The 11568-nt window shown below is 31.1% G+C and carries 15 protein-coding genes; 9 read left to right on the forward strand and 6 right to left on the reverse strand.

Going from position 1 to position 11568, the window contains the following annotated elements:
• Positions 1-171 precede the first annotated feature (171 nt).
• Positions 172-807, reverse strand: coding sequence for an RNA ligase family protein (locus tag COE53_RS20050; protein WP_098948628.1), 636 nt, complete (start codon positions 805-807; stop codon positions 172-174).
• Positions 808-818: 11 nt separating this feature from the next.
• Entirely contained in the window at positions 819-1778 is a 960-nt protein-coding gene (locus COE53_RS20055; RefSeq protein ID WP_091021191.1) for an AAA family ATPase, read from the reverse strand.
• Positions 1779-2104: 326 nt separating this feature from the next.
• Here COE53_RS20055 and COE53_RS20060 point away from each other — a divergent pair, with 326 nt between their 5' ends.
• The 3 genes from COE53_RS20060 (at position 2105) to COE53_RS20070 (ending at position 4075) form a co-directional block, all read left to right on the forward strand.
• Positions 2105-2689: a hypothetical protein gene (locus tag COE53_RS20060; RefSeq protein WP_091021192.1), complete on the forward strand. Its 585-nt coding sequence runs from the start codon at positions 2105-2107 to the stop codon at positions 2687-2689.
• Between the two features lie 233 nt (positions 2690-2922).
• Positions 2923-3525, forward strand: coding sequence for a hypothetical protein (locus COE53_RS20065; RefSeq protein WP_091021193.1), 603 nt, complete (start codon positions 2923-2925; stop codon positions 3523-3525).
• Positions 3526-3721: 196 nt separating this feature from the next.
• Positions 3722-4075, forward strand: a complete 354-nt coding sequence (locus COE53_RS20070) for a hypothetical protein (RefSeq protein ID WP_069032135.1) — start codon at positions 3722-3724, stop codon at positions 4073-4075.
• Between the two features lie 83 nt (positions 4076-4158).
• Here COE53_RS20070 and pssA read toward each other — a convergent pair whose 3' ends face one another.
• Positions 4159-4650 carry a CDP-diacylglycerol--serine O-phosphatidyltransferase gene (pssA, locus tag COE53_RS20075; protein ID WP_069032136.1) on the reverse strand — a complete coding sequence of 164 codons (492 nt, stop codon included), beginning with the start codon at positions 4648-4650 and terminating at the stop codon, positions 4159-4161.
• Between the two features lie 182 nt (positions 4651-4832).
• Here pssA and COE53_RS20080 point away from each other — a divergent pair, with 182 nt between their 5' ends.
• The 4 genes from COE53_RS20080 (at position 4833) to COE53_RS24140 (ending at position 6072) form a co-directional block, all read left to right on the forward strand.
• The gene (locus COE53_RS20080) at positions 4833-5159 is read left to right on the forward strand and encodes a hypothetical protein (RefSeq protein WP_091021194.1); all 327 of its coding nucleotides are present in this window, start codon (positions 4833-4835) and stop codon (positions 5157-5159) included.
• A gap of 93 nt (positions 5160-5252) precedes the next feature.
• Positions 5253-5420, forward strand: a complete 168-nt coding sequence (locus tag COE53_RS24135) for a hypothetical protein (RefSeq protein ID WP_175403431.1) — start codon at positions 5253-5255, stop codon at positions 5418-5420.
• Positions 5421-5537: 117 nt separating this feature from the next.
• A complete protein-coding gene (locus COE53_RS20085) occupies positions 5538-5846 on the forward strand; it encodes a hypothetical protein (RefSeq protein ID WP_069032138.1) in 309 nt (102 codons plus the stop codon).
• 82 nt (positions 5847-5928) lie between these two features.
• Positions 5929-6072 (forward strand): DUF6440 family protein, encoded by a 144-nt coding sequence (locus COE53_RS24140; protein ID WP_175495535.1) that lies wholly within the window; start codon positions 5929-5931, stop codon positions 6070-6072.
• Between the two features lie 136 nt (positions 6073-6208).
• Here COE53_RS24140 and COE53_RS20090 read toward each other — a convergent pair whose 3' ends face one another.
• Positions 6209-6790: a TetR/AcrR family transcriptional regulator C-terminal domain-containing protein gene (locus COE53_RS20090; protein ID WP_091021195.1), complete on the reverse strand. Its 582-nt coding sequence runs from the start codon at positions 6788-6790 to the stop codon at positions 6209-6211.
• A gap of 232 nt (positions 6791-7022) precedes the next feature.
• Here COE53_RS20090 and COE53_RS20095 point away from each other — a divergent pair, with 232 nt between their 5' ends.
• A complete protein-coding gene (locus COE53_RS20095) occupies positions 7023-7682 on the forward strand; it encodes a class I SAM-dependent methyltransferase (protein WP_286143661.1) in 660 nt (219 codons plus the stop codon).
• Between the two features lie 73 nt (positions 7683-7755).
• On the forward strand, positions 7756-8319 hold the full coding sequence (locus COE53_RS20100; RefSeq protein WP_084006714.1) for a tetratricopeptide repeat protein: 564 nt from the start codon (positions 7756-7758) through the stop codon (positions 8317-8319).
• An 85-nt stretch (positions 8320-8404) separates the two neighbouring features.
• Here the strand turns inward: COE53_RS20100 and COE53_RS20105 are convergent, their stop codons facing one another.
• Both COE53_RS20105 and COE53_RS20110 read right to left on the reverse strand, forming a co-directional pair.
• Entirely contained in the window at positions 8405-9184 is a 780-nt protein-coding gene (locus COE53_RS20105; RefSeq protein WP_069032141.1) for a nitroreductase family protein, read from the reverse strand.
• Between the two features lie 468 nt (positions 9185-9652).
• Positions 9653-11200 carry a bifunctional GNAT family N-acetyltransferase/carbon-nitrogen hydrolase family protein gene (locus tag COE53_RS20110; protein WP_069032142.1) on the reverse strand — a complete coding sequence of 516 codons (1548 nt, stop codon included), beginning with the start codon at positions 11198-11200 and terminating at the stop codon, positions 9653-9655.
• Positions 11201-11568 lie beyond the last annotated feature (368 nt).

The following is an 11568-nucleotide window of genomic DNA, read 5'->3' on the forward strand; positions in this document are numbered from 1 at the left end:
TTTTTTTGAGATGCGATTCTTTGAGGGATTAGCGTCTCTTTTTTTGATTTATGAAAAGAGAGGGGGATACTTATTACTTATATAATAAATTTTTACAAAATTAACAAATTACATTGTTCTCATTCCTTTCAATAAATTTAAATTAGTTTTATAGGTGAAAAATAATCTCTACTATTCTTGTTTTAGTCGATTTGCTTGAATCTGTTTAGTCATCCAATGTTTATCTGTCTGCACATGGTTTTCTCGAACAAACTTTGCAACCGAGTATTTAAAATCATTGTATTGAAATCCATCAGTTAATCGTATAACGTATCCTTCTTGTTCCCCGCCTAAATTTGACTTTTTTGTATAACAAGCTTTTATAGCTTCTTCATTAAAGACACCCTTGTATAAAACCGGTGCCGTTTTTAGACCTAATAATTCAGACCATATAATCGTCTCTTCCCACGATAGACATTTATTTTGTTCGTCCCATATTGAAAAGATATAAAAATAACTATCTAGTTCCTCATAAAGGATCGAATGCATTGCATATACATTTTCTCCACAAACTCGCCAATGTTCGGGGATTTGGTAACCAATCGTTGCTTGTAGCATTTTAACCCAATGTCTGGATGGATGGTCTAGGCTATCAGTTGATCTTGCGTGTATCGCATCCCGATAAATCGAGCAATTTTCACCATCTATTTTTTCCGTTACAACAACTTCTTTTCCAATAAAATGTTCAATAGTATGAAGCGTTTTATCATCAGAAGTTTTAGATTCTGACCAAGGTAAATGAAATGTCTTTGGATACTTAATTTTCATATACTAACACCTCACTTCGCAAACGTATCTGCTTCACGAAAGAAATAAAGTTTTGCGAGTAATTCATCACCAAGTAAATGATAAATTTCAGTTGCTCCTTCGTTTCCACCGTAGTTAATTAACATGTGCATTTCGATGATCCCAACTACGGCTTGAATAAATTCATCTTCAAAACCAAGTTCAGTTAAAAAATGAAATGCAATTTGTGAAGAAACTTTTTCATGACCAAAGTATGAATAATAACCTTTTGTTACTTTATACGTCTTACAGAATACCTTCCCAACATCATGAAAAAGAGCTGCCATTTGCAGAATAAGTTTATCTTCTTCTTCGTACATTTCATTAATGTACTCAATAACTCCGTATGTGTGTTGGCATAATGTCAGCGAATGAAACGGATTTTCTTGATTAAAATCCTTCATAGCTTGAAAAAATGGTACACAAGTGAGCTTCTCGAATAACTCTTCATAAGAAACTTCATTCACTAGTAGGTAAGTTAATTCATGTTTCAACATTTCATAAGAATATGATTCATGTATTGTGTGGATGACATCCCATCCTTCATTTTTTAAAGGGAAATCAAGACTTTTCCTCATCTTAACAAGAATTCGATCTTCTACTACACGCTTTCTCTTGTTATTTCGGTCTACACAAACTTCATACGGCACATCCATGTAATAGCACTCTTTCTGAACGTTTACGAATTTATTTAATGCTTTCATTCGTCTTTCACGTTCAATATTTGTTGCATCAATGAGAACACTTTTCCCTTCAGCAAGTAAATGATTGGCTCTTTTGTATAATTCCATATACAAAAGATTCGTCCTCTTTTGCTTATTTACATTAAAGAACAGTGTTTGACGTAACTCATCAGTGGATAAAATAATGGCTTTTTCTTTCTTGGCGATTTGTTTAGCCATTTCACTTTTCCCACTACCAGGAATTCCAATCATATAAATCAATTTTTGCATTTTAACTTCCTCCTTTATCTAAAGGCAGATAAATAAAGGAATTACGATTTGATGGAGCGAAAGTTGGAAATCGAATTCAAAATACCAAATACTTCCGCAATTTCTATTATATATACGAATTTAAGCTACTGATAGCAAAATATTAATTTTTTCAACAATATAGCAAATTTAAACGATTTAATAAAAGGTTAAGCTACTCTTTTAAAGTGAATAAAATAGAGTTGGATAAATATTTGAATAGTCGGAAAATAACCCGATTGACGGTTTATTTGGTGTAATGGATAATTAATAACAATAGAATCAAATATAGTCAATGGAGGTCGAATGTGATCAATCAGAAAATAAAATACACACTATTGTTTCTCTTGTGTTTTGTCTTCATCTGTTACAAATTCCTTATGCCTACTTTACAGATGAATGGAAACAATCAAAAAAATATACTAGCAACAATCCATTCAGTAACCAATGGGGCAAAAACTATTGATATTATTAAAATTTTAGATATTGGAAATGATCGATTTGTTGCCTATTTGCAAAACAATACTCCGTCGTACATTCATTTTAAAAAAGATAATATTGGAAACTATAAATTTCTAAATGCTGAGTTTGGATCGAACTATGAAAGTGACATAAATAATGAAAATAAAATAAATTCAAACTTACAAGACTTTGCTTTGCCGATCAAATATAAAAATGACAAGCCTTTACCTTTGAAAATCTTAGTCATCACAAATCATTTTAATACTGTCTCTAAATTAAGCGTTCGCCTTGTGAATGCTACTGGGAGCACTGAAAAAGTTGAAATAAAGGTTGGTAAACCTACCGCTAAAATCATTACAATGTACAAAGCAACAAATGCATTTAGTTTAGAAAAAAGGTATTTTGATGAACATGGAAAACAGATTGATTAATTAATAGGTAAACATCGAGGCTTAATATATATTCCGAATAAGATTGCCATAAGGATGTAAAGGGTTTATTTTCGGATGTTGATTCACATATTGGTTTTGGCAGTGAGATGGAGCTAGGACATGCTGGTGAAGAAGAATATATGAAAAAGTGTGGGATTAAAAAAGGTGAGTGAGTCAAAACGTTAAAGCATAAAAAGTTTTTTTATATTTCAATCATACTGTTTATGATATCTGTGGCATTTAATTTTACTTTTCCCAATGATGAAACTTTAGGTGCGAAATTTTCAGTAAATAATATACCGATTACAAAAGAAACTGGACTAAATTATGTAGGAATTACATCGATACTATTATTGATCGCTAGCTTTTATTTTCTATCAAAATCATTTAAAAAATTTAGGGTACGGATTATTTTGATTGCTTTATTCATTTCAGTGATTACTCCATCTTTTCTTGCAAATGCATATCAAAAGACAATGGCTACTGATATTTATGCAGTTTCGTATGAGCGGAGTAAAAGTAGGTGTAATTTTGAAATGAAAAATGAAACAATATTACATGCAGAATGTGAACTTCCTTTTAAAAACTATCGTAATAGTGATGTGCTTTTTACGATTGATTTTTATAATAAATATCCGTTTGAGGACGAAGGGGCCATGTTATCACTCATGAAAAAAAATGCCCCATATAAAGTAAAATTAGGAAGAAATGAGAGTAAGGTTGTAAAAATTGAAACAGATATTGATGTATCAACCATTAAAAATCATGTTGATAGTGGGGAAACAACAGAAGTACATATGATGATCATCTCTAAAGGGAAAAGTAGAAAAATATGAGTCCTTTCTTATATTTGATTCTACCAATTCCAATAAGTTGAATAGTAAAGTGTCACAATAGTGGCTCTTATATTATTTGAAACACTTTTTCCATTAAGGGTAGTATACGGGATAAATTAGATTGTTTGTGATATGATTTAAAATAAAAACATACACTCTAGTGATGTATATTTTTAACACTTTAGGGGATGGAGAAATGAAATTTGAGATGCAAAAAGCGAATATGTTGGCTGAAGATATAAATGATTTTGTTAAGTTAGTACATAATAGTTATGAAAATAGTAAATACACGTCTACTAATAATAAAGACAAAATATATCAAATAAAACTACTAATTGAAGAATTTAGATTTCAAGTATTGGCAGATGAACTATTCAGAATTAATCGGTTTGCGTGGGATGGAAAATATACATATTTATTGATTGAGAACTTTATAAAAGGAATAAGCATTATTGATGAATACGTGGAAAATAACTATAATGAACTTTATATTTTCACAGCAAAACTCTACACTTTAAAAAATGCAATCATTTCATTTAATAATAAGTAATAAAATGTGTCAAGATTATTCCAATAAAAATTAAAAATGCTATTTCCTCTAAGAAAGGTAATAGCATTTAAGATTGAAGTTTGTTAAAGTTTTTTAAACCTAATTGGACTTACCATTAAGAAAGCAAGAATTAAAGTAATCCATGCATTACTATAAAAAAACATTCCCATACCAGCTAAAGGTAAACCAGCAGCAGGAATAGGTAAACCCTTAAAATAACCTATGGTAGGTTTAGCACTAAATTTTGCTAATCTTAATGCCCCCATCGTAGGAAAAAGGATAAATGCAAGTGATGTTAAGATTGATGGTGCCGAAATGGAATGAAATAAAAGCGCAGGGGCAACGCCGAAACTAACAATATCCGCTAAAGAATCTAGCTCTACACCAAATTCACTATTCACTTTTAGTTTCCTAGCCACTCTTCCGTCAAGAAGATCAAAAATAGCAGCGATGAAAATAAAAATTGAGGATAACATGATTAAACCACTCATATTAAGCGTGATCGATAGAACACCACATACTAAATTTCCGATTGTAAGTAAATTGGGTATAGATTTTACGACCTGACTAAACAAAGTATCCCCCCTGACATAAAAACCTTTCAATAGTATTTTCTAACTTTTTACACTTTATTCTTAAATCATACATAGTTATTTATTAAGTTTGTAAAATTAAAAAAGGGGAAAAATACCAAATACCGAATAATAAATACATAGGATCAAGTTAAAATAAGATTAAAGATTTTAGGAGGCATTAAATGAAGGCATTATCCGTTTCACTTGAACTATTTCTAGAAGTGATTAGAATAATAGCGATTTTCGGGTTACTAGGTGCTTTATTTTCAACTGTTGTATCAAAAACATATAATGAAATTGGTGTAAATCTTACTCATACTGGATGGTGGTGTTATTTTGGTATACTTGTTTTAATTTTTGTCATCTATCGAAATAAATTACAATTCAGTGGATGGTATAATGGAAAAGGAAGGGAGAAATTAACTAAAATAGTCACAAAACTGTTAATTTCTTGCTCAATCATTATGATATTAATACCTGGCATAAATGAAGTAATTCATAGGTTGTAAAAAAGTTAATATAGCAGTTACTTAGAAAACAACAAGATCGACGATTAGTCGATTTTTATTTTGTCTATACAATTGAATCTAGGAGTGATTGAATTGACACTATTTGGCTATCTATTTTGGGGATTTTTTGTTGTTGCCATTGCATTTGGTTTTTTTATGCAAAAAAAATTTGGAACAAAAGCACCTGATAAAACGGAAAGTCAAAAATTGCATGAAGAAATTACGAGACAGACACATAACAATGATCGACCAAGATTTTAAATCATGGGTGCGGTTGAATTAATTGAAAAATCATTGTACTAATTTCCAAATGACGTAGAAGCTTGAAAAAGTTAATATAAAAGAAAAAGTAGTACTTTACCAAGAAAGGAAAATACCATGAAAAAGATTGATGAATACTTTGAAACAGCAATGGAAGCTTGGAGTATGATGCAAAAAACGACTGATGATGAAGGAGCAGAATGGGCAGAACGATTCGAACGCTACTTCTATGAATTTATTGATGAAGTGAAGAAATGGTGGGAAACGCTTGATCCAAAACCTACAAATATAGAAGATGCTGAGGAGTTACCTGAAGTTAAAAAGTGGATGGAGCAAATTCCAGGTCCAGTACAATTAAATTTCCTAACTGAATTAGAGGATATAGTTGATGGTATTGAGACAGTACGGTTGGATTTTAATGAATAATTAAACGAATGTTAAGAGGAATACATATGTCTAAAAAAAAGATCCAGATAATAGATTTAATGTAACTTATTAAGAAGGTAAAATGACGTCTGGCGTAAAAATAATAGAAGATAAAGAGACAGAAATACATTATTTATTTAGTTGGCATGGCTATGCTGGAGGACTTACTCCATTTTTGGATAAGGACGGGAAACCAGTCATAAAAGAAAAGAATGAAAAGGAATAGGAGCTGATTAGGATTCAGCTCTATTTCGTTTTAAACATGTACATATTAGTTTATAGACCAACGTTTACAAAGAAATTTAACGTATTAAAATTTGATTTCAAAAAGTCACATCAAAAGGATGATGTGACTCTTTTTGTTATTCAATATGCAATCCAGCAAATATTACCCTTAATCCATATAGAAATTGTTCTTCAAAATCAAAACTATAATGATACTGTTCACCAAAAAATGATGTAAATGCAGTTACTTCCTCTGGAGTGTATGTAAACTGTTTTGCACGATGTTCATCTGCTATAAATGACAAAACATAATTGTTAAAAAGGTTACCAGCAATTAAACAGTTTTTATCAGATACACCATATTTAGTCAAATTTTCTAAAGTGAATTTGACTGCTTTTAATCTACTCGGTGTAGTTGGCATTGATTGCGCAAAAACTTCTACTGCATCTCGTGTCTTTAATAAAACTCTACGTACTTCAAATGCAAGAGCTGTTAAAGCTTCTTTTGCATCATCTAATTCTTCAGGAAGGACAATTTCATTATTTAGGTGCTCAGCAATTAAATCATATAAAGCCTGTTTATCTTTAATATGCCAATATAGGGACGCGGCTTTGATCTCAAGTTCCTTTGCCAAAGTGCGCATCGATAAATTACTTATTCCGTCACGATTCAAAATATCAAGTGATGCTTTTACAATTGCTTCTTTCGTTATCGCCATAAATTCTCTCCAAAAATTTAATAATTGTCATTGACTCTAACAGTGTTAGATGTTAATCTAACGATGTTAGATAACTAACGTTGTTAGACGTATTTGTTCTCTTATTGTACTAGAAATAGTAACTACTTTAAAGCTCAAACAAATTACCTATTTGCTAAATCAAATAAATTTAAATAATAAGATCTGTGAACAATGATTGATAACATTAAAAAGAGATAGGGTGGATATGATGATGAAAAATATGCGCAAGAAAAAAGATGTTGGTATTTATGGCTTTACAGCAAAATGGTATGATAAAAATTCTCGAAAAAGTCGTCTAGCACAAATGCAAGAATATGCAACCGAAATTAAATCGTTAGTTCATGAAGGTGCTAGGATTTTAGAAGTAGCTCCTGGACCAGGATATCTATCTATTGAGCTTGCAAAAATGGGTTTTGATGTAACAGGAGTAGAGTTAAGTCCAGATTTTGTTAACATTGAAAAAAATAATGCAAAGGAAGCAAATGTTTTAGTAGATTTTAAAGAAGGTAATGCATCAAATCTACCATGTGAAGATAACACATTTGATTTTATTGTTTGCAGTGCAGCATTTAAGAATTTTATGGATCCATTAAAGGCACTTAAAGAAATGTACAGGGTATTAAAGCCAGGTGGTACGTCACTTATAATTGATATGAATTTTAACGCAACTGCTCAAGATATTGAAGGTGAAATTAGAAAAACTGGAATGAAGGGGTTTGATAAGTATTTTGTAAAATTTGCATTTAAAACTTTCTTGAAAAAAGGTGCGTATACAAAAGAAAATTTTGAGATGTTTTTAAATGAAACTGAATTTAAGAATTATCACATTAAGCAAGAGGATATTAGCTTATATGTATATCTTTCTAAATGATCAGGTTTATTTACCCATTTAAATTCTAGATTGATATAATAAACAGATAGTATCTTAGAAAGTTGGAATCGGTTTGAGAAAATATCTTCTTTATATTTTGTATTTTAAGCTTACATGGGATCTCATTCATTTAGTATATAAGGCTTGGGGAGAGAATAAAACGCAAACTCTAGGTTTTGATACTATTTCAATCTTCATCGATTTATTTATTATTTTGATTTTATTAAAAACAAAAAAGTCTAGAAAAAGCTTAACAAAATTTAAGCATTTCCATAACGAGGCTTTAAATTGTGATGACAGAAAAGAATATGAAAAAGCTCTCCAAATAAGAGAAGAAGCTCTGAATTTGCACTCACTATCTGATTTACAACGTGCAGAATTATATGTTGGTAATGGTGGAACATATTCTTATTTAAAAGATTATGAAAATGCTACCAACAGTTTCGATAAAGCTTTTGAGCTAGTTAAACTAGAAAAAATACCTTACGATGAGCAATATAAAGTAATGATTGATTGCTACGTAAAAGCAAATCGAAAAGAAGATGCAATAAAATTAGTAGAAGAATTGTTAGAAAGACAATCTTACAATAAAAAATTCAAAAGGTTGCAGCCTATAATGGATCAATTATTAACTTAATTTTACTAGTAGAATTCCATTTTAATAGAGAAAATTATAAAAAGTCGATTCCTTAGGTGGAAATCGACTTTTTTAATATTACTTATCATTTATTATTCATAAAATTTTGTTTCTCTAAATATTCTAGAACTGTTTGAGAATATTCATGATGAGATTCTTGTGTATACTTTGCAATCGTATAAATTTGTGCTAAGTTCTTTAATCCTAGTCGTTCTGTCATTTCTTTAAGCTTTGGAACGTCCATGTAACGTTGCCAGCCTTTTTCATTTCTTTCTTTATAGATTTCAAGAATATCTTCATCTGAATAATCATTATATTGTTCATAATGTACTAGACCTTGTCTTGGAAGGCGGTCACGTAAAGCTGGATTTTCTTTAGGATAGCCTAATGAATATCCTACAACTGGTACTACATTTGGTGGTAAGTTAAGTATTTCTCCAATTTGATTGCAATTTGCAAGTGTAGAGCCCATATAACATAAACCAAGACCAGCATTCTCTGCTGCTAATGCACAGTTTTGAGATGCCAATGTAGCATCAATGGCACCAATCATAAAGCTCATGAAATTATCAAAATGTACAGGTGCATCATTAAGCGTAAGCCATTTTCTCATTCGATTAAAATCCACACAAAAAGTTAAAAGTATAGGTGCATCAATAACCATTGATTGCTCCATATGAGCAGAATATAATTTCTTTCTAATTTCCTTGTCTTTTGTAACAATAATCGAATAAGATTGCATATTGCCACTTGAAGACGCACGAATTCCTGCATCTAATATTTGATCTAACAGTTCTTGGCTTACTTCCTTATCTTCATATTCTCGTATTGATCTGTGCCCATGTAGTACATCGGTAAATTCCAAAGCTTTCACTCCTCATATTAAAAAGATTTCATTAGAAATAATAAAAATATACAAAGTTTCGACAAATAATATGAATTTGTAATTATTTCTGAATAATCAAATTATAAAGTAAACATATCATAAAAAAACGCTACCGTACATAAATTTGTGCTTTTTAAAAATTTTTAGTAAAAATTACTCAGTTTAACATTTTTTTAGAATAGTAGAGGTTTGGGACAATGTCTAAATATGTCAAAAAATATTGCTAAGTAGATTAAGGGTTAATAGAATGATTTATTAAATTAATGAGTAAATTGATTAATTAAAATATAAACGATATGACTTTAGAAAAATTGGTAGAAACTAGTAATAGATGTGCCTATATGATTAGGAAGCTAAGGAAATAAATTGAATATAAAAAAGAAAGTAAGCTCAGCATACTATTTTATACTGAACTTATTTTCTCAACTTTTTTATCAATCAAGTTTTTTATTCTAACTTTAAATTCTTAAATTCAATTCGATATAAATCACGACGTCGATCACGTAATTGACGGACTGATCCCGTATTTCGTGAACGTCTTAATTTTTCAAGGTCAACATCTCCGACTACGACAGTATCAACATTTGCATCACATTCACCAACAATGCCATCTCTTGCGAAGCCAAAATCAGAAGGGGAGAAAATACCAGATTGTGCATATTGAATGTCCATGTTCTGTACATGTGTTAAGTTCCCAACTGTTCCTGCGATACAAGTATATACTTGGTTCTCAATCGCTCTTGCTTGAGCACAATATCGAACACGGAGATAACCTTGGCGATCATCGGTACAAAATGGAACGAAAATGATATTTGCACCTTGATCGACTGCAATACGAGCAAGTTCTGGAAACTCGATATCGTAGCATATTTGGATAGCGATTTTTCCACAATCGGTATCAAAAACATGGATTTCGTTTCCTTCTGAAATTCCCCACCATTTTCGCTCATTAGGAGTTGCATGAATTTTTAATTGCTTTTCAATCGTACCATCACGTCTAAATAGATAAGCAACATTGTAGATATTACCGTCTTCTTCAACGAAGTGAGATCCCCCAACAATATTGACATTGTAGCGTACAGCAAGTTCTGTAAACAGTTCGATATATTGCTCAGTATAAGTTGCAAGCCTACGAACAGCCTGATCAGGACGTTTTTCTTCCAGAAAAGACATCAATTGTGTTGTAAACAACTCTGGGAAAACAGCAAAATCTGAACCGAAGTCGGCGGCGACATCAACATAATACTCGATTTGCTTCGTAAAATCAGAGAATGAATCGATTTTTTTCATCATGTATTGTATTGCGCAAATTCTAACCGGAAATGAAGCACGATAAACACGTTTAGATTTTGGAAGATAGTCAATATTACTCCATTCCATTAAAGTGGCAAATGAATCTGATGCTTTATCATCCGGTAGGTAACGAGTATTAATACGTTTAATAGTAAAACCTTCCATTAATTGAAATGATAAAACGGGGTCATATATACTGTGTTTTTCTACTGCAGCTACATACTCACGTGGTGACATTTCATCTCTATGTTTATGATAATTTGGGATTCGACCACCAATGATAATGCTTTGAAGATTTAATTGTCGAGCTAATTCCTTTCGCGCTTCGTAAAGACGATGACCAATTTTCATACGACGGTATTCTGGATCAACCATAACTTCAATACCATACAAATTAAATCCATTCGGATCATGATTTGTAATATAACCATTATCAGTTATGACATTCCAAGTGTGCTGATCGTCATATTCGTCGAAGTCAACCATTAAACTTGAACAAGAACCAATAATTTTATCTTCATATTCTACACAAAACTGGCCTTCTGGAAAAATGCGAATATGACTTTCTAATTGTTCACGTTTCCATCCTTCCATACCAGGAAAACAACGATTTGATAACTTCATAATTTCACTTATATCTTCCATACGTATATTTCGAACTTCAATTTTCTTCTCATATTTTGACATATCTGTCTCTGACATAATCTCACGTCCTAAATATAAATGTCTCGATGCTAAGGGGCCATATGGTCTATAGCATTTCGATTCTCACAGTTAGGATACCCACAATTTACCTTTTCAATATGATCTTAAAAAGAGAAGAGGTTTTATTTTTAAATACAACTTATTTAATGTTAGGGGTTCATGAGGAAGTAAAAGAGCAAAAATGTGAAAAATTGTTACTCATAAGGGGTCATGAGGAAGTAAAACAGCAAAAATGTGAAAAATAGTTACTCATGAGAGGTTCATGAGTAAATAAAACAGCATGAATCTGGAATATAGTTACTCATAAGAGGTTCATGAGGAAGTAAAACAGCAAAAATGTGAAAAATAGTTACTCATGAGAGGTT

The organism is Bacillus sp. AFS029533 (genome assembly GCF_002585125.1).
Classification (GTDB): Bacteria; Bacillota; Bacilli; order Bacillales; family Bacillaceae_G; genus Gottfriedia; species Gottfriedia luciferensis_B.

Coding starts and splice junctions, on each gene's coding strand:
- COE53_RS20050 (WP_098948628.1), bottom strand. CDS start 807: ATGAAAATTAAGTATCCAAAGACATTTCATTTACCTTGGTCAGAATCT.
- COE53_RS20055 (WP_091021191.1), bottom strand. CDS start 1,778: ATGCAAAAATTGATTTATATGATTGGAATTCCTGGTAGTGGGAAAAGT.
- COE53_RS20070 (WP_069032135.1), top strand. CDS start 3,722: ATGAAATTTGAGATGCAAAAAGCGAATATGTTGGCTGAAGATATAAAT.
- COE53_RS20080 (WP_091021194.1), top strand. CDS start 4,833: ATGAAGGCATTATCCGTTTCACTTGAACTATTTCTAGAAGTGATTAGA.
- COE53_RS20085 (WP_069032138.1), top strand. CDS start 5,538: ATGAAAAAGATTGATGAATACTTTGAAACAGCAATGGAAGCTTGGAGT.
- COE53_RS24140 (WP_175495535.1), top strand. CDS start 5,929: ATGACGTCTGGCGTAAAAATAATAGAAGATAAAGAGACAGAAATACAT.
- COE53_RS20090 (WP_091021195.1), bottom strand. CDS start 6,790: ATGGCGATAACGAAAGAAGCAATTGTAAAAGCATCACTTGATATTTTG.
- COE53_RS20095 (WP_286143661.1), top strand. CDS start 7,023: ATGAAAAATATGCGCAAGAAAAAAGATGTTGGTATTTATGGCTTTACA.
- COE53_RS20110 (WP_069032142.1), bottom strand. CDS start 11,200: ATGTCAGAGACAGATATGTCAAAATATGAGAAGAAAATTGAAGTTCGA.